The sequence below is a fragment of the Micromonospora sp. NPDC051296 genome (assembly GCF_040682255.1).
In the GTDB taxonomy this organism is placed as follows: Bacteria; Actinomycetota; Actinomycetes; order Mycobacteriales; family Micromonosporaceae; genus Micromonospora; species Micromonospora craterilacus.
Genome location: NZ_JBFBAO010000016.1, coordinates 1 through 16950 on the forward strand (window position 1 = coordinate 1; position 16950 = coordinate 16950).

The 16950-nt window shown below is 72.3% G+C and carries 16 protein-coding genes and 1 pseudogene; 5 read left to right on the plus strand and 12 right to left on the minus strand.

The window, feature by feature from the left end:
* Positions 1-124: pseudogene (locus AB0M52_RS03325) on the plus strand (transketolase); the annotation flags it as partial.
* Here the strand turns inward: AB0M52_RS03325 and AB0M52_RS03330 are convergent.
* Complete coding sequence (locus AB0M52_RS03330; protein ID WP_363948250.1) at positions 121-822, minus strand: glycosyltransferase family 2 protein; 702 nt, start codon at positions 820-822, stop codon at positions 121-123. The pseudogene AB0M52_RS03325 and the gene AB0M52_RS03330 sit on opposite strands and share 4 nt — an antisense overlap.
* 124 nt (positions 823-946) lie before the next feature.
* Here AB0M52_RS03330 and AB0M52_RS03335 point away from each other — a divergent pair, with 124 nt between their 5' ends.
* Positions 947-3184 carry a hypothetical protein gene (locus tag AB0M52_RS03335; protein ID WP_363948253.1) on the plus strand — a complete coding sequence of 746 codons (2238 nt, stop codon included), beginning with the start codon at positions 947-949 and terminating at the stop codon, positions 3182-3184.
* 155 nt (positions 3185-3339) lie between these two features.
* Entirely contained in the window at positions 3340-4938 is a 1599-nt protein-coding gene (locus AB0M52_RS03340) for a ricin-type beta-trefoil lectin domain protein (protein WP_363948256.1), read from the plus strand.
* A gap of 39 nt (positions 4939-4977) precedes the next feature.
* On the opposite strand, the gene AB0M52_RS03345 is transcribed toward AB0M52_RS03340, so the two are convergent.
* From AB0M52_RS03345 to AB0M52_RS03370, 6 genes are all read right to left on the minus strand, one after another.
* A complete protein-coding gene (locus AB0M52_RS03345) occupies positions 4978-5568 on the minus strand; it encodes a hypothetical protein (RefSeq protein ID WP_363948259.1) in 591 nt (196 codons plus the stop codon).
* Positions 5569-5624: 56 nt separating this feature from the next.
* The gene (locus tag AB0M52_RS03350) at positions 5625-7013 is read right to left on the minus strand and encodes a HAMP domain-containing sensor histidine kinase (protein ID WP_363948262.1); all 1389 of its coding nucleotides are present in this window, start codon (positions 7011-7013) and stop codon (positions 5625-5627) included.
* Positions 7006-7698, minus strand: coding sequence for a response regulator transcription factor (locus AB0M52_RS03355; RefSeq protein ID WP_363948265.1), 693 nt, complete (start codon positions 7696-7698; stop codon positions 7006-7008). Before AB0M52_RS03355 ends, AB0M52_RS03350 begins: the two co-directional genes overlap by 8 nt.
* A 70-nt stretch (positions 7699-7768) precedes the next feature.
* Positions 7769-8281, minus strand: coding sequence for a hypothetical protein (locus AB0M52_RS03360; RefSeq protein WP_363948328.1), 513 nt, complete (start codon positions 8279-8281; stop codon positions 7769-7771).
* A 127-nt stretch (positions 8282-8408) separates the two neighbouring features.
* A complete protein-coding gene (locus tag AB0M52_RS03365) occupies positions 8409-9404 on the minus strand; it encodes a phosphotransferase (protein WP_363948268.1) in 996 nt (331 codons plus the stop codon).
* A 90-nt stretch (positions 9405-9494) separates the two neighbouring features.
* On the minus strand, positions 9495-10667 hold the full coding sequence (locus AB0M52_RS03370; protein WP_363948271.1) for an acetyl-CoA C-acyltransferase: 1173 nt from the start codon (positions 10665-10667) through the stop codon (positions 9495-9497).
* 113 nt (positions 10668-10780) lie between these two features.
* Between AB0M52_RS03370 and AB0M52_RS03375 the strand changes: the two genes are divergently transcribed.
* On the plus strand, positions 10781-11212 hold the full coding sequence (locus AB0M52_RS03375; RefSeq protein ID WP_363948274.1) for a PH domain-containing protein: 432 nt from the start codon (positions 10781-10783) through the stop codon (positions 11210-11212).
* Between the two features lie 98 nt (positions 11213-11310).
* On the opposite strand, the gene AB0M52_RS03380 is transcribed toward AB0M52_RS03375, so the two are convergent.
* On the minus strand, positions 11311-12222 hold the full coding sequence (locus tag AB0M52_RS03380) for a rhomboid family intramembrane serine protease (protein WP_363948277.1): 912 nt from the start codon (positions 12220-12222) through the stop codon (positions 11311-11313).
* A gap of 120 nt (positions 12223-12342) precedes the next feature.
* A complete protein-coding gene (locus tag AB0M52_RS03385; RefSeq protein WP_363948279.1) occupies positions 12343-12873 on the minus strand; it encodes a peptidylprolyl isomerase in 531 nt (176 codons plus the stop codon).
* Positions 12874-12932: 59 nt separating this feature from the next.
* On the opposite strand from AB0M52_RS03385, the gene AB0M52_RS03390 reads away from it, so the two are divergent.
* Complete coding sequence (locus AB0M52_RS03390; RefSeq protein ID WP_363948282.1) at positions 12933-13721, plus strand: hypothetical protein; 789 nt, start codon at positions 12933-12935, stop codon at positions 13719-13721.
* 108 nt (positions 13722-13829) lie between these two features.
* Here AB0M52_RS03390 and corA read toward each other — a convergent pair whose 3' ends face one another.
* From corA to AB0M52_RS03405, 3 genes are all read right to left on the minus strand, one after another.
* Positions 13830-14888 (minus strand): magnesium/cobalt transporter CorA, encoded by a 1059-nt coding sequence (gene corA / locus AB0M52_RS03395; protein ID WP_363948331.1) that lies wholly within the window; start codon positions 14886-14888, stop codon positions 13830-13832.
* 450 nt (positions 14889-15338) lie between these two features.
* Positions 15339-16433 (minus strand): PLP-dependent aminotransferase family protein, encoded by a 1095-nt coding sequence (locus tag AB0M52_RS03400; RefSeq protein WP_111219501.1) that lies wholly within the window; start codon positions 16431-16433, stop codon positions 15339-15341.
* A 98-nt stretch (positions 16434-16531) separates the two neighbouring features.
* Positions 16532-16924, minus strand: a complete 393-nt coding sequence (locus tag AB0M52_RS03405) for a CBS domain-containing protein (RefSeq protein WP_363948285.1) — start codon at positions 16922-16924, stop codon at positions 16532-16534.
* Between the last annotated feature and the right edge of the window lie 26 nt (positions 16925-16950).

A 16950-nucleotide genomic window follows, 5' to 3' on the forward strand; every position in this document is an offset into this window, starting at 1 on the left:
GGGGGTCGGGCGGGAGGAGTTGCGCCGCTACGGCTCGGCCGAGGACCACACCCGCTGGCATGGGCTGGACGCGGCGGGGCTGCGCCGCTCGCTCAGCGGCTTCCTGTCTCCGGCGCGGGTCTAGGCCGGGTCGGCGGGGCGGCGGCGGGTGCGCTCGCGGCCGAGAATCCAGAGTGCCTCGACGCCGTCCCGCCAGGTGATCTTCTTGCCTTCCTCCCGGCCCCGGGCCCGGTAGCTGATCGGCACCTCGTACGGCCGGATCCGGCGGCGCAGCAGCTTGCCGGTCACCTCGGCCTCCATGCCGAAGCCACGGGAGCGGACGTCCAGCGAGCGGTACAACGCCACCGGCATCAGCTTGAAGCAGGTCTCCAGGTCGCCGATGTAGGAGTTGAACAGCACGTTCGCCGCCATGGTGACGCCCTTGTTGCCCATCACATACCAGAAGCTGTAGGCGCTGTGGCTGCCGAAGGTGCGATTGCCGTAGACCACCGTCGCCCGGCCGTCGAGCACCGGGGCGAGCAGCGTGGGGATGTCCTGCGGGTCGTACTCCAGGTCGGCGTCGAGGATGACCATGTACTCACCCTCGGCGCTGGCGACCGCCGTCTTGATGGCCGCGCCCTTGCCCGCGTTGCGCTGATGGGTGATCACCCGCAGCCGCGCGTCGTCGGCCCGACCGAGGATCTCCCCGGTGCCGTCGCGGCTGCCGTCGTCGACCACCACGAGTTCGATCTCGCACGGATACTCGACGGCCAGCGCCTGCTTCAGGGCATCCGCGATGCGTTCTTCCTCGTTGTAGACCGGCATGAGGATCGACAGCTTCACGGGAATCTCCACGAGGGCGGCAATATGTCGGCCATAGCCTAGCCTGGCAGGTCAGCAATGTGGTGGCGACCACCAATGGAAACCGCGGTTCGGACACTCAGGCCGATGGTGTTTACTTCCGGCCATGTCGGCCGCCGGCTTCCTGCTTGTCCTGGCCCCCATCGCCGCCGTCACCCTGCTCAGCGTGGCGTTGCGGCCCCGAGCCATGGATAGGGTGGCGCCGCGTCGGCTCGCGGTGATCCGGGCGGCCCTGGCCACCGGCGTCTTCGCGGTGCTCACCGTCGAGGTGCTGGGTGCGCTCCGGCTGCTGACGGCACCCGCGTTCGGCGCGGCCTGGCTGCTCTTTCTCGCGGGTTGCGCGGTGGCCGCCGGGTGGCGCCGCCGCGTCGACACGGCGGGCCGGGGCGCGGCCACCGCCGGCGGGACGACTCCGTCGCTTCCGGACGCCGACTCGCTCACCTCGCCGACGCCTGCCCTCGCCACGGCTTCGTCGGGCACGCCGGCACCGGTGGCCGTCCGGACGACCGCCGGCACCGCGACCGCCGGGCCGGGGCGTGCCGCGTCACCCTCCAGGGCGGACGCCACACCGGGCGGGTCGACCGTCGGCTGGCGCGCCGCACTGACCGGTTTCTGGCGTACGGCGAGCCGGGGCGAACGGCTGCTCGCTGGCACGGTTGGCGGGCTGCTCCTGGTAGAGCTGCTGATCGCACTGCTGGCCGCGCCGAACAACTTCGACTCGCAGACGTACCACCTGCCCAAGGTGGAACGCTGGGTGGCCCAGGGTGACCTGTCCTTCTGGGCCACCGCGATCCACCGGCAGGTGACCATCCCGCCGGGCGCGGAGTACCTGCTGCTGCACCTGCGGTTGTTCACCGGCGGCGACGCGCTGTACAACCTGGTCCAATGGGGTGCCGGGTTGGGCTGCCTGCTGGCGGTCTCCCGGGTGACCGCACAGCTCGGCGGCGGCCGGCGGGCCCAGTTGCTCACCGTGTTCGTGCTGGCCACCACGCCGATGGTGACCCTCCAAGCGACCAGCACCCAGACCGATCTGGTCTGCGCCGCCTGGGTGGCCTGCGCGGCAACCCTCGCCCTGGACGGGCTGCGGCGGCGCGCCGGCGTGGCCGACCTGCTCGCGCTCGGGGCGGCCGCCGGGCTGACCGCGCTGACCAAGACCAGCGGACTGCTCGCGGTGGGCCCGCTGCTGGTGCTGTGGGGGTTGGGTCAGCTTCGCCTGGCGTACGCCGACCGGCCAACCCGCCGCCGGATCCCGCTCGCCGGCACCGCCCGTACGGTCGGCACCTCGATGCTGATCCTGCTGGTGGCCGCCACCGTGGTCGGTCCGTTCCTGGGCCGGGTGAACGCCGAATTCGGTCACCCGCTCGGCCCGCCCCGGCTGCGCGAGTCGGTGCCGATGGAACGACACGATCCGCCGTCGGTACTCGTGAACGCGCTCCGCATCGGGCACACCGCACTGGACACCCCGCTGGCCCCGCTGCGCCAGGTGACCGCCGCGGCGATCACCGGCGTGGCCGGGCTGGTCGGGGTCGATCCGCAGGACCGGGCGATCACCTTCGGGCAGGAGACCTTCCCGGAACCGTCCTGGTACCCGGACGAGGACCGGGTGGCGTTTCCGCTGGCCGGGACGTTGGCGCTGATCGCCGCCGTGGCGGCGGTACGCCGGCCGAGCCGGATCAACCCCGACTCGGCCGGGGCACTGCGCGCGTACGCCCTGACGGTCGCGATCGCGGTGCTGCTGCACACCGCGATGATCAAGTGGCAACCCTGGGGGAACCGGCTGGTGCTCTACGCCCTGGCGGTGTCGGTGCCGCTGGCCGGGCTCTGGCTGGACGCTCTCTTGCGCCGCTCCGGCCGCCCTGCCGGCACGGCCGGCCGGGGGCGGCGGCCGGTCGCCCTGACGCTCGCGGTGACGGTGCTGGCCACCTGCGCGTTGGCCGGGGTGCTGGCGGTGTCGTACGGCTTCCCGCGCCGGCTGGTCGGCGCGGGCTCGGTCTTCACCACGGCCGAATGGGAGACCCGCTTCCTGCGGCGTCCCCAGTGGGCGGAGGAGTACCGCTGGGCGGCCGACGCCGTCCGCGCCGCCGACGCGCGCCGGATCGGCCTGTCGCAGCGCAACGACGACTGGGAGTACCCCTGGTGGTTGCTGCTGCGCGACGCCGACGGCAAGCCGCCCGAACTGCTCGCCCTCCAGTCGGTCCTGCCCGACCGGCCGGCGGCCGATCCGACCTCGGTGGACGCGATCCTCTGCGTCGGCAGCCGTCCGCTCTGCGCGGAGCTGGTGCCGCCCGACTGGCGGTTGGAGTTCCGCAGCTACGTCGGTTACGCCCTGCCCGCCGACCGATGAGCTGACGACCGCCCGACCGGCCACGACCCGCCCTATTGGCCCGGTTCGGCACTGCGCGCGCAAGTATTCCGAGACGCATTCACATGCCTCCATGGCCGCGTTACCGCCCGGTAACTCGATCGACGTCCCGCGATCGAGCTGAAAGGAGTGCGTCGATGTCTGGTACCCCTGCCAGGCGTGAACGGACGCAACGACGGCGGCTCACCCAGGTCGCCGTCCTCGCCACCGCTCTCGTCCTGCCGATGCTGGCCACGGCCACACCAGCCGCCGCGGCCGACCGTCCGACCGTCCAACCACTCCCCGCCCACCTGGAAACCATCCGGGCCACCGAGGCCACCGCGCTCTACGGCGCGCCGGGCATCCGCCCGCTCGAACAGCGGCGCACCGCGCTGATCACCATGGGCGACAGCCAGATCTCCGGCGAGGGGGTGGGCAACTACGTGCCCGGCACCCACCAGCCGGACAACTGGTGCGACCGCTCCTACGACCAGGCGGTGTTCCGGACCGGCATCGCCGCCGACGAGCGTTACAACATCGCCTGTTCGGGAGCCACCCCGTGGAACCTGATCGCGGGCGGCCCGACCCAGCACAACGAGCTGAACCAGGGCGACCACCTCGCGATCAAGGCGCGCAACACGCAGATCAAGTTGATCTGGGTGGTCGTCGGCGCCAACGGCGACGGCACGATCCAGTTCGGCCCGGTCGCCACCGACTGCGCCATCCGCCGGGTCTTCTTCCAGGGCCCGTGCTACCCCACCTACTCCAACCAGTGGACGGTACGCACCGACGGCAGCCGCCGGGCCGTCGAGGAGGCGCTGACCGACATCCGCCGGACGATGACCAACGCCGGCTACCTGCGCTCGGACTACGAGTTGGTGCTCATGTCGTACGCCAGCCCGGCCAGCCCGGACGTGGAGGACAACCCGAACTTCCCCGGCTGGTACTCGGGCGGCTGCCTGCTCTACCTCGCCGACGCGGCATTCGCGCGGAACAAGGCGGTGCCGCTGTTCGAGTCGGCGCTGCGCGCGGCGGCGGCGAACACCGGCACCCGCTACCTCGACGCCAGCCGGCTCTTCCACGGACACGAGGTGTGCACCGACAACACCTCGGTCCGTGGCCTCTACATCGAGTTGGGCATCTGGGACGAGAACGCGGCGCGCCAGTCGTTCCACCCGAACTACCGGGGGCACGGCATGTTCGCCCAGTGCATCACCCAGTTCTACGCCTCCGGTCAGGAGCGGGCGAGCTGCGTCGACCCGGCCAGCACCGGCAACGGCGTGCTCTATTCCGGGCTGATGGAGTTCAAGCAGCTGCGCAATACGGCCACCGGCACTTGCCTGGACGGCAAGGGCTACGACTCGCGCAACAGCACCGTCCAGCAGTCGTACCGCTGCCACGGTGGGCGCAACCAGGGCTTCTGGTACGACCCAACCCGGCAGTCGCTGCACTCCGAGCTCTCCCACGACCGCTGCCTCGACGTGTCCGGCGGTTCGTTGACCTCCGGCACCGCGGTCAACATCTACGACTGTCACGGCGGTGCGAACCAGAAGTTCGTGTTCTCCGGCAACCAGATCAGGGCCGCCGGCAACAGCAATCTCTGCCTGGCCTTCGACAACCCGCTGCTGGGCACCCCAAGGCTGCGCCTGGCCAACTGCTCCAGCAACTCCCGGCAGCAGTGGTCCTTCGAGTCCCGCTCGTTCGCCAGTCCGGTGGGCTACGGGTACGACGACTTCATCGGTTCTCGGGTCTACTGACAGTGGGGTGGCCCGCCGCCATGCGGCGGGCCACCCCACTCAGTCCTGCTTGAGTGGGACGACGATCAGGCGGGCTTGGGCGTTGTCGCCGGTCTTGGCACCGGCGACACCGACGTTCGTGCCGACCTTGATGTCGGTCGACCGGATCGTCCGACGCCGCTCGACGACCCGCAGGTCGTCGCCGAAGCTCCAGGTCAGGGTGAAGCCGTCGGCCGACCTGACGGTCATCGTGTCGCCGTCGACGGCGGTCACCTCGCCACGCTGCACGGCGACGGTCTTCGTACCGCCGTCCTTCGTCTGCACCACGGCCTCGCCGTGCAGCATGTGCTCGCGCAGCAGCACCCGGGCCGCGCGGCGCTTGCGTCGCTCCTCGACCCGTTCCTCCCGCGTCTTCTGCTCGCCCGCGGACGACTCCGACGGTGCCGGCGTGGTCGCCTCGGGGTCCAGCTCGGCGGGGTCGAAGCCGAGTGCGGCGAGCGCCTGACCCTCCGCGCCCATCGCCGCCACCACCTCGACGGCAGTCTCCGAAGCGGCGTCCCTACCGGGCTGGGCCGCACCGCAGCCGGCGGCGCCCAACGCGACCGCAACGAGCAGTGCGGTGGTGGCGGTGACGGATCCCCTGCGTGCCATATCTCGTCCTCTCGTCCGTGGTGCCACCAGCATCCCCGGCCCGATTGAGCGAGGTGTCAGGTCGACGTTCGAATCAGGTAAGGATCCGGCGGCAACCGGACGGCGAAGGCGGCCCCGCCCTCCGGCGCGTGCCCGGCGGCGATCTCCCCGCCGAGCCGGCGGACCAGCCCAGCGGCGAGCGCCAAGCCGAGCCCGCTGCCGACCTTGCGCAGCCCCCGGTAGCGCTGGTGCAGGGCACCGCGCTCGAAGGCCACCGCCAGATCGTCGTCGGTCAGCCCGGGCCCGCCGTCGCGGATCTCGACCACCGCGCCGGCCACCGGGTCCGGTCCGGCCGGCCGGACCGCGAGCACCACCGGCGCCCCGGGAGGTACGACCCGCAGCGCGTTCTCCAGCAGCCCGTCGACCACCTGCCGGATCCGCACCGGATCGGTGTACGCCGGCACCGGCCGCTCCGGTGTTTCGGCCCGGAACACCACCCCGACGGCGGCGCACCGGTCGGCCCAGGTCCGGCCGGCGTCGGCGGCCAGCCGGGCCAGGTCGACCCGCACCGGTTCGATCGGGAAGTCGACCGCCTCCAGCCGGGCCAGCGCCAACAGGTCGGCGACCAGCCGGTCCAGGTGCTCCGCCTCGGCCAGCATGGTCCGGCCGGTGTCGGCCGCCGCCTCCGGCGCGACCACGCCGTCGGCCAGTGCCTCGGCGTAGCCCCGGATGGCGGTCAGCGGGGTACGCAGTTCGTGTGAGACGGAGAGCAGGAACTCCCGCTGCCGCCCCTCGCTGGTGGCCAGCGCCGCAGCCAGCCCGTTCAACGCGTACGCCAGGTCGGCCACCTCGGCGGGCGGCTCGACCGGCACCCGGACGGACCGGTCCCCGGCGCCCAGCCGGGCGGCAGCGGTGGCCGCCCGCCGGATCGGCCGGGCCAACCGGCGGGCGAGCAGCCAACCGGCCACCGCTCCGGCGGCGAGTCCGGCCAGCAGCGGCAGCCAGAGACCCCGTAGCACCTGGCGCCACACCCCGGCACCGGCCGGCCGGGTCAGCACCACGCCGTCACCGCCGGGCAGCGCCCGTCCCTCGACAAGGGCCCGTTTCCCGGCGACCAGCCGGCGGCCGGAGACGTCGCGCCCGCCGGACACCCGGTTCACCAGCTGCTCGGGCAGGCCCGGGCGGTCGGCGGCACCGTCGGAGATCAGGTAGATGGTGACGCCCTGGTTGCCGAGCTGGCGGACCAGGCGCTCGCCGGCCAGTTCGCGGACCCGGGCGGGCCGGGCCCGCAACAGCTCGGCGGCGACCTGCGCCTGGGTGGCCAGCGCCCGCTGGTCGCGTCGCTCGGCCGAACGCACCGCCACCGGCACCGCGACCAGCGCGGTGACCAGCACCGACACCAGGGCCACCGCGCAGGTCACCAGCACCGCGCGGGCGGTCAGCGTGCGGCCGGGACGGTCAGCCATCGGCGGCGTACCCGACGCCTCGGTGGGTACGGATCACGCTCGCCCCGCCGAGCTTCGCCCGGACCTGGGCCACGTGCACGTCGACCGTACGGGTGCCCGCGTGGGCCGCGTACCCCCACACCCCGGCCAGCAGCTCCTCCCGGGTGAAGACCCGACCCGGCCGACCCATCAGATGCGCCAGCAGATCGAACTCGGTGGAGGTCAACTGCACCGGGGAGCCGTCGACGGTCACCGCCCGGCGGCCCGGGTCGAGGCTGACCCGACCGAGCGCGACGGGCTGCCCCACGACGTCCGGTGGCCCGGCGGTGCGCCGCAGCACGGCGCGGACCCGGGCGACGAGTTCGCGGGGGCTGAACGGCTTGGTGACGTAGTCGTCGGCGCCCAGTTCCAGGCCGACGATCCGGTCCACCTCGTCGTCGCGGGCGGTGAGGAAGATGACCGGTGTCCAGTCGCCCGCCTCGCGCAGCCGCCGGCAGACCTCGGTGCCGGCCAGGCCCGGCAGCGCGATGTCGAGTACACAGGCCACCGGGCGCAGCCGGCGGGCGGCGGCGAGGCCGGCCACGCCGTCCCGTTCGACGTGTACGCCGAAGCCGTCCCGGCTCAGGTAGAGCCGGACCAGGTCGGCGATGCTCGGCTCGTCCTCCACCACGAGGACCAGACCGCGTCGCGGGTTGTCGACGGTCACCGGGCCATGATTGCCGATCGGCGCGGCGGGACGGCGTCGGGCAGTGTTCGGATTCGGTAAGAACAGCCGCTCAGCGGGCCACCACGGGCTGGAACGCGGCGGGTCGGGCGGCGGTGGGAGCCTCGGCGACGGTGGCCACGACCCGCGGTCGGGCGCTGCGTACCCGGCTACGGAAGGCGTGGTTGAACAGCGCGTCGAGCTGCCACACCTGCTTCGGGTGCTGGGTACGGATCAGGAAACGCTCGCGGACGCCGTCGATGGCGGTGGCGGCCAGTTCGACCGAGTGCAGCCGGGGATCGGGGCTCCAGGTGACGTGGCTCAGCTCGCGCAGCTCGGTGTTGAGATGCAGCCGCAGGCGGTGCAACACCCGGGTCTGCCGGGTGACCACCAGCCGTCGGTGGGTGAGCAGGAAGAGATACTCCCCGGTCACCGGCCGGTCGGGCCGGCTGCACCGGGTGACCAGGATGGTGGCGTCGCCGGAACCGACACAGCGACGGAACACCGGCATGTGCCGGCTGGCGGTCTGCATCGCCAGACCGGCCTCGGAGGCGGCCGGGAGGAACGTTCGGGAGAAGACGTCCATGCCCTGCCCAACGACGCTGCCCACAGGGTGACGTGGCTCACTACATGCTTTTTGCAATTTCCACGTCAAGGCGTCGCACTACCCGTCCGGCACCGGCGACACCCCGCCCGGCGACCGGTCCGGTGGATCAGCTCGGCTCGATGTCGAGCAACTCCTCCAACCAGCCGGGCACGGCAGCGGCGTACTCGGCGCGGGCCGGATCGGAGGTGGCCAGCGCACGCCGCCAGGACAACGACCGGCTGACCATGGTCACCCCTGCGGCGACCTCGGCCAGTTGCCGCAGGGCGGCACGATCGCGACCGTCAGTCCACGGCTCCAGGTAGGCGTCCCGCAGTCGGTCCAAGGCCGGGTCGGTGGCGTCGCGCCCGGTGACGTGGGCAACCGACCGCAGCGTGACCAGCAGAGTGCCGAAGGGATGGGCCACCGAGGCGTCGCCCCAGTCGAAAAAGCGGTGACCGGTCGCGGCCACGAAGACGTTGCCGTCGTGCAGGTCGTCGTGCTGGATCGAGGGGAGGATGCCGCTTTCGGCCAGCCACCGGCAGCGGTCCGCGTACGCCGGGAGCAGGGCGCGCAGCCGGTCGTACGCCTCGGCGGTCAGCCCGTCCGGGGTGCCCAGGAGCAGGGCCGGACGGTCGTCGAGCAGCGCCGCGAAGAGCGCCGGCAGCACCTCCGGCCGGTGGTCGGGCACGCCGAGGGCGAGCAACTCCTCGACGTGCGCGGCGGTGGTCCGCTGGAGTTCGGCGTACTCGGACAGCACCCGTTCCCAACGGCCGAGGTCGGCGTCGCCACCCGTCACCTCGCGCAGCGTCGCACCGCCGTGCGGCAGCAACGACCAGCCCCGGGCGGCGTCCACCGCGATCGGGTCGAGCACCCGGCCGGGGGTGAGCCGGGCCAGCGCAGCGAGCAGTGCCGCCTCGTACCTCGTGCCCGGACTGTTCGCCTTGAACCACACGTCGCCGGCGTCGGTGGGCACCCGCCAGACCAGCGACCAGGGGCGGACCCGGGGCTCGATCGGACCTGCGACGCGCCGGCCCGTCCGCGCGAGGGCCTCGGTCACCCAGTCGAGGGCGGCGTCCCGCCAGCGCGGGTCGGTCAGGTCGGTGTGCGGTACGGCGGCGGTCACCGGGGCAACCTAGCCCCGGTCGAGCCGGCCCCGCGACCGGGTTTCGCGGCCCGCATCCGGCCGGTGGGTCACCATCTCCGACGGCACGGGTCAGAGCAGCTCGACGATGGTCGCGTTGGCCATCCCGCCGCCCTCGCACATGGTCTGCAGGCCGTACCGGATGCCGTTGTCGCGCATGTGAGCGAGCATCGTGGTCATGATCCGGGCACCGGAGCCGCCGAGCGGATGCCCGAGGGCGATCGCGCCGCCCCGCGGGTTGAGTCGCTCCGGGTCCGCCTCGGTCTCCGCCAACCAGGCCAGCGGCACCGGGGCGAATGCCTCGTTCACCTCGTACACCCCGATCTCCTCGATGCCCAGCCCCGCACGGCGCAGCGCCTTCGCGGTGGCCGGGATCGGCGCGGTGAGCATGGTGACCGGGTCGTCGGCGGCGACCACGGCGGTGTGCACCCGGGCCAGCGGACGCAGCCCGTGCCGGCTGGCCCACTCGCTCGTGGTGACCGCCAGCGCCGCGGCACCGTCGGAGATCTGCGAGGCCGAGCCGGCGGTGACCACGCCGTCCGGGCGGAACGGGGTGGGCAGCTCGCCGAGCTTCTCCAGCGAGGTGTCGCGCCGGACGCCCTCGTCCGCGGCGAACTTGCCGCCGTCGGCCAGCGCCACCGGGGCCAACTCGGCCTCGAACGCCCCGGCGTCCTGGGCGGCGGCCGCCTTCTCGTGGCTGGCCAGGGCAAACTCGTCGAGCTGGGTACGGGACAGCCGCCAACGCTGGGCGATCAACTCCGCGCCGACGCCCTGGTTGAACGGCAGCGGAGAATCCTCCGCGACGCCTGCCACGCCCCGGTAGCGGGCCAGGATCTGCTCGCTGAACGGCATCCCGCCGGCCACACTGGAGCCCATCGGTACCCGGGTCATCGACTCCACACCGCCCGCGACGACTAGGTCCGCCTGGCCGGCGAGCACGGTGGCGGCGGCGAAGTGCAGCGCCTGCTGGCTGGAGCCGCACTGCCGGTCCAGGGTGGTGCCGGGTACCGACTCCGGCCAGCCGGCGGCCAGCACGGCGTTGCGGGCGACGTTCCAGGACTGCTCGCCGACCTGGGAGACGCAACCCCACACCACGTCGTCGACCTGGGCCGGATCGATGCCGGTGCGCTCGACGAGGGCGCGCAGCACGTGCGCCGACAGGTCCACCGGGTGCACCGTGGCCAGGCTGCCCTTGCGCCGCCCGACCGGGGTACGTACCGCACCGACGATAACCGCGTCAACCATGTCTACTCCCCGGTAACTTGGGCTGCCCCCGATCCTACGCCCACGCCGGCGCATCGTCCGCCCGCGCTCGCGCTGGCATGCTGATCGCCGCGGGCCGCTGGCATGCTGGTGCCGTGGCTTTCGAGTCGATTGCGCGTGAGTGGCGGGTGTCCCCGACCCTGCCGGTGCTCAAGCTGGTCGCGGCGGTCGTCCTGCTCGCGCTGGGGCTACTGCTCGCCGACGGTGACCTGCTGCGGCCGGTACTCGGCGGGCTGGCCGCCGCCGCCCTCGTCGCGTGGGGGGTGCGGGATCTGGTCGCGCCGGTACGGCTCGCGATGGACGCGGACGGGATCAGCGTGCCCCAGGGGTGGACCGGACACCGCCGCCTGCCCTGGTCGGTGATCGAGGCGATCCGGGTGGACCGCCGCTCCGGGCGCGGGTTCGGCGGCGCGGCACTGGAGATCGACGCGGGAGACTCGCTGCACCTGTTCAGCCAGCTCGATCTCGGCATCGATCCCGCCGAGGTCGCCGACGCGCTGCTCGCCGCCCGGCCACCGGCCGGCTGAGGCCGCCCGTGCACCGACCGCCGCCCGACGGTTTGGCGGTCGGTGCCACCGGTGGATCCCCGAGGCGGACGTTGCCGTCGTCGGCGTGCGCGTTGTCCTCAGCCGAGCAGCGCGGCGGTGCGGACCAGGACCAGCCCGAGCAGCGCGACCATGATGAGCGCGCCGCCACCGGCCTGCACCAGCGTCCGGCGCGACCTCGGGGCGTAGGCCAGCACCAGGGCGATGAGCCCGCCGAAGACCAGGCCGCCCAGGTGACCGGCGATCGAGATGTTCGGCACGGTGAACGTGAAGATCAGGTTGATCACCAGGATGGGCACGATGGCCGAGGTGTCCCGACCCAGCCGCCGCATGATCACAAACATCGCCGCAAAAAGGCCGAAGACGGCGGTGGAGGCACCGGCCGACATCTGGTTGGGGGCGCTGAACACGTACACGGCGACGTTGCCGCCGAAGCCGGCGACGAAGTAGAGCGCGGCGAAGCGCAGCGGGCCGAGCACTCCCTCCAGCGACCGCCCGAGCACCCAGAGCGCCCACATGTTGAGCAGCAGGTGCACCACGCCGTAGTGCAGGAACATCGCGGTGACCAGGCGGTACCACTCGCCCTCGGCGACCCCGCCGATGGTGCCGTCGGGGAACATCGCCCGGCCCAGTACGGCACCCCATTCGGTCAGCGGGGTGCCACCGCCCAACAGGCCGCCGAAGCCGGCGCCGCCGGCCGCCGCGTCCCCACCCCGGTCCGAGGCGATGGAGAGCAGCATGATCAGCACGTTGAGGCCGATCAGCGTCTTGGTCACGTAGCCGTGCCGGCCGGCGGCACCGCCACCGAAGGCGGTACGCGCCGGCCGCACACTACGGCGTCCGTCCGCCACGCACTCCGGGCACTGGAACCCGACCGACGCCTCGCGCATGCAGTCCGGGCAGATCGACCGGTCGCATCGGGTGCATCGGACGTAGGTCTCCCGGCCGGGGTGGCGGTAGCAGACCGGGGTGGTCGGTGGGGATTCGCTCACCGCTGTCCCCAGGTGCCCGAGCGCTCAATCATGCGAGCAAAGGTACCTCGGCCCACAAATACCCCGGCCGGTCCCGACCCGCCGTACCCAGGCCCGGCCGGCGGACGGGACCTCGGCGCGTCACGCCGAGGGACGCTCGACCTCGACACGCTCGATGACGACGTCCTGCAGCGGCCGGTCGCTCGGGCCGGTCGGGGTGTTGGCGATCGCCTCGACGACCTTCGCGGACTGCTCGTCGGCCACCTGACCGAAGATGGTGTGCCGGTTGTTCAGGTGCGGCGTCGGCGAGACGGTGATGAAGAACTGCGAGCCGTTGGTGCCGGGCCCGGCGTTCGCCATGGCCAGCAGGTACGGACGGTCGAAGCGCAGCTCGGGGTGGAACTCGTCGGCGAAGGTGTAACCCGGGCCGCCGCGACCGGTGCCGGTCGGGTCGCCCATCTGGATCATGAAGCCGCTGATCACCCGGTGCGAGATGGTGCCGTCGTAGTACGGGCCGCTGCCCGGCTTCCCGGTCCGCGGGTCGGTGTACTCGCGCGTGCCCTCGGCCAGCTCGGCGAAGTTACGGACGGTCTTCGGCGCGTGGTTGGGGAAGAGCTCCAGCCGGATCGGGCCGGCGTTGGTGTGCAGAGTGGCGTAGACAGCCTCGGCCACGGGTACTCCTTACTCGTTGGTCAGTTCCATGCGGATCCTCCCATGTGCCCGATCTGGACATGCGGAGGCATCCGAAGGTGGAGGATGAGAAGGAGCAACTCCCAGGAGGTGGGACCGTGTTTGGAATCGGGCGGCGCAAGACCCAGGGGCAACTGGCCAGGGCCGAGCTGAACCGCGGCATCGGTCACCTGAGGCAGGCCGCGACGCATGCGGCACGGGGTGCCGGCGCCACGGTCGGCCCGCGGGTGCAGGCGGCCCGTGGTGCCGTCGCGCCGACCGCCGGCATGGTCCGGGACCGGGCATCGAGCGGCCTCGTGACGACGGCCGCGGCGCTCGCGCCCCTGGCCATGGCCGTACGTAACGCGCAGGCCGAGGCGGCCGGCAGAGCCGTTGCGGGAAGAAAGGCCGCCACCGCCAAGCAGGCCGCGGTCACCAGAAAGGTCAAGGCGAAGAACATGAAGGCGAAGAGGAAGTCCCGCCGCAGCGGGACCATGATGGCCGGCCTGCTCGCCGCCGGCGCGGTGGCCGGGCTGGCCGGCGCGATGGCCCTGCGGCGTTACCGCGAGCAGCAGGTGTGGGCGGAGTACGACGCCACCACGTCGCTCGAGCCGATGCGCGACGAGGTGGAGACCATCGAGGTACGCACCGCCGGCCCGGCCGGGGCGAGCAAGGGATCGACCGCGGCGGGCAAGGCGGCGGCCAGCGGGAACGGTGCCGCCACCAAGGCGGCCGCCGCGTCCAAGATCGGCCCGACCGACCAGGTCCCGTCGGTCGCCGAAGGTGCCCGCGACACCACCGGCCGCCCCGCCGACAACCTCACCAAGGCCGTCAACAAGACCCGTCCCTGACCTCCGCACCCGCCGATCTTGCTTCGTGCGTCGCCGCGCCAGCCGGGAAAGCCGGAGCGGCGACCGAAACTGCAAGATCGGCGGGGCTGCGGGGGCTGCGGGCCCGGCCTAGAGCCAGTCGTTGCGGCGGAACCAGCGGTAGAGGGTCAGCGAGATGGCCAGCATCAGGGCCAGGACGACCGGATAGCCGTAGGTCATCTTCAGCTCCGGCATGAACTCGAAGTTCATGCCGTAGATGCCGGCTATGGCGGTCCACACGGCGGCGATGGCGGCCCACGCGGCGATCTTGCGCATGTCGTTGTTCTGGTCGACCGTCACCTGGGCCAGCCGCGCCTGGAGGATCGAGTTCAGCAGGTCGTCGTACGAGTTGACCTGCTCGACGGTGCGGCTGAGGTGGTCCTGCACGTCGCGGAAGTAACGGCGTACCTCCTTGGGCACGTCCCGGTTCATCTGCGTGGTGAGGGCCAGCAGCGGACGCTGCAACGGCATCACCGCCCGCTTGAACTCCACCAATTCCCGCTTCAGCTGGTAGATCCGCTGGATCCGCCCGCTGGCCTGGCGGTCGAAGACCTCCGTCTCCAGCACGTCCATGTCGTCCTCGAGCTGGTCGGCGACCTCCAGGTAGAGGTCGACCACCCGGTCGGTGATCGCGTACGCGACCGCCCAGGGGCCGTGCAGCAGCAACTCCTGCCGGGCCTCCAGTTCCTCGCGGACGGGCGCGAGCCGGCAGGCGTCCCCGTGCCGGACGCTGATCAGGAAGTGCGGGCCGATGAAGAGCATCACCTGCCCGGTCTCCACGACCTCGGAGTTCTCGGTCAGCTCGGTGTGCTCGCAGTACCGGGCGGTACGCAACACCAGGAAGCTGACCTCGCCGAAGCGCTCCAGCTTCGGGCGCTGCTGGGCCTTGACCGCGTCCTCCACGGCCAGTTCGTGCAGCCCGTAGGTGGCGGCGATCTCGGTCATCTCGGCCAGGTCCGGCTCGTGCAGCCCGAGCCAGACGAAGCCGCTCTCGGCGTGGCGGGCCGCCTCCAGCGCCCCGGCGTAGTCCCAGTCACCGGCCTGCCGCCGGCCGTCGAGGTAGAGCGCGCAGTCGACCACCGCGCTGCGCCGCGGGCCGTCCGGCAGCTCCGCGCCCTGGGGTCCGTCGGGGTTGAGCCGGCGCGTCATGGCACGTACCGGGGACCAGTTCCGGGGCCGCAGCACCCGGCCGCCGTCCGGGAGCGCCGCCCGGTCGCCGTTGGTGGAGGTCGTCCGTCCCTGCTGAATCCGATCCGTCATCACGCCCCCTTCCGCGTGCGGCTGCGGGTTGCAGGGTACGCCGCCGGGCGGATCATGGCGGCCGCGACGAGGGGTGGCGCCGGACGGACCGGACCGCATCGGGGGGTGAGGGGGCGATCCGGCCCGCCCGGCGCCGTGGGGGCGGGGGGTTGTGCTGGCCGCGTCACACCGGCGTGCGGGCGGCCGGGCCGCGCCGGGGTGAGGACCGCAGCGGCCGGAGCCGGCGTGACCTCCAGTACGCGTGGTGTGTGACGCTCGCAGCATTGTGAGCCGCGAGCCGCCCCAGTGGGAGTCCTGGGGCGGCTGGGATCGTCGTTCTGTCAGAAACCCGACAGAAATTCAGCTGCGGACGGCTTCCATCGCCTCGGCCAGCCGCCGGACGCCCTCGTCGATCCGATCCGCGGTCACCGCGGAGAAGGCCAGCCGGAGCGCGTGTCGCCCACCGTCCACCACGAAGTCGCTGCCCTTGACCACCGCGACGCCGCGCTCGGCCGCCGCCGGGGCGAGCTTGTCGGCCTCGACGTCCTCGGGCAGCTCGATCCAGAGGAAGTAACCGCCGTCCGGCTCCACGAACCGGGCCTCGGGAATGTGCCGGCGCAGCGACTCGGCCAGCACCCGGGCCCGCTCGCCGAGGGCCGCCCGGACCGTGTCGATCGAACGCTCGATGTCCCCCGACACGCAGAACTGGTGCACGATCGCCTCGGAGACCATGCCCGGGGAGATGTAGAGACTGGTCGCCTTCTTCGCGACGTCGCCGATCAGGTCCGCCGGGCCCACCAGGTAGCCCACCCGCACCCCGGGGCAGACCGTCTTGGTGAAGCTGGAGGCGTGCACGACGACGCCGCGGGTGTCCATCGACAGCATCGACGGCAGCGGCTCGCCCCGGAACCGGATGTCGGCGTAGGGGTCGTCCTCGAAGATCGTGAAGCCGTACTCGCCGGCGAGGTCGAGCAGCTCGCGGCGCTTGTCCAGGGAGAGCGTCACGCCGGCCGGGTTCTGGTAGTTCGGAATGACGTGCGCCAGCCGGGGACGTACCCCGGATTCCAGCAGCTTGCGCAGCTCGGCGGTGTCCAGGCCGTCCGGCTGAATGGTGACGCCGTGCAGTTCGCTGCCCATCCGCTGGAGGTTGAGCAGGGTGCGGTCGTAGGTCGGACGCTCCACCACCACCGCGTCCCCGGGGCGGACCAGGTGGTCGAAGAGAAAGGCGTCGGCCTGCAACGAGCCGTTGGTGATCAGCACCTGGTCGGCCTCGACCCCGTGCTTGTCGGCGATCCACTTGCGGAGCGGCAGGTAGCCGACGGAGGTGCCGTACGCGGTCACCCCGGCGGGGTCGGCGTCGAAGGCACGGACGGCGGCGGCCTTGAGCCCTTCGACATCGACGATGTCCAGTGAGGGGGCGCCACGGGCGAAGGAGATCAGCTGCTCGGCGGTCATGGCTGTTCAGCGTACGGGCGGTGGCGGGGCGTACGCGGACGGCACGGCGATGTCCGCATCCTGAGCCACCGGGTCGGGTGAACAGGGTCCCCCGACCGTCAGCTGGTGCCGACCATCCGGCTGGCCGCCCACACCCGCATGATGTCGCGTACGGAGATCACCCCGGCCACCTCACGGCCGTCGAGGACCACCAGGTGCCGGAAGCCGCCCCGGGCCATCGCCGCGGCTGCCTCCTCGATCGTCCACTCCGGCCCGGCGTAGACCACGTCCCAGGTCAGGTGCGCGCCGGTCCGTTCGACGTCGCAATCCAGCCCGGCACCGATCGCGTTGAGCACGTCGCGTTCGGTCATGATCCCGATTCCCTCGGCATCCGGGTCGATCACCACGGCCGAGCCGATGCCCCGCTCCGACATCATCCGCGCCGCTTGGCGCAGGGTGTGCTCTGGGCCGACCACGAGAACTTCACTGGACATCGCTTCCCGAACCTGCATCACCCATCACCCCTTTGGGACGGCGG

What these genes read in the sequence shown, in the direction of transcription:
- AB0M52_RS03335 (WP_363948253.1), top strand. Translation starts at nt 947, where the DNA reads ATGTCGGCCGCCGGCTTCCTGCTTGTCCTGGCCCCCATCGCCGCCGTC.
- AB0M52_RS03340 (WP_363948256.1), top strand. Translation starts at nt 3,340, where the DNA reads ATGTCTGGTACCCCTGCCAGGCGTGAACGGACGCAACGACGGCGGCTC.
- AB0M52_RS03345 (WP_363948259.1), bottom strand. Translation starts at nt 5,568, where the DNA reads ATGGCACGCAGGGGATCCGTCACCGCCACCACCGCACTGCTCGTTGCG.
- AB0M52_RS03350 (WP_363948262.1), bottom strand. Translation starts at nt 7,013, where the DNA reads ATGGCTGACCGTCCCGGCCGCACGCTGACCGCCCGCGCGGTGCTGGTG.
- AB0M52_RS03360 (WP_363948328.1), bottom strand. Translation starts at nt 8,281, where the DNA reads ATGGACGTCTTCTCCCGAACGTTCCTCCCGGCCGCCTCCGAGGCCGGT.
- AB0M52_RS03370 (WP_363948271.1), bottom strand. Translation starts at nt 10,667, where the DNA reads ATGGTTGACGCGGTTATCGTCGGTGCGGTACGTACCCCGGTCGGGCGG.
- AB0M52_RS03390 (WP_363948282.1), top strand. Translation starts at nt 12,933, where the DNA reads ATGCGGAGGCATCCGAAGGTGGAGGATGAGAAGGAGCAACTCCCAGGA.
- corA (WP_363948331.1), bottom strand. Translation starts at nt 14,888, where the DNA reads ATGACGCGCCGGCTCAACCCCGACGGACCCCAGGGCGCGGAGCTGCCG.
- AB0M52_RS03400 (WP_111219501.1), bottom strand. Translation starts at nt 16,433, where the DNA reads ATGACCGCCGAGCAGCTGATCTCCTTCGCCCGTGGCGCCCCCTCACTG.
- AB0M52_RS03405 (WP_363948285.1), bottom strand. Translation starts at nt 16,924, where the DNA reads ATGCAGGTTCGGGAAGCGATGTCCAGTGAAGTTCTCGTGGTCGGCCCA.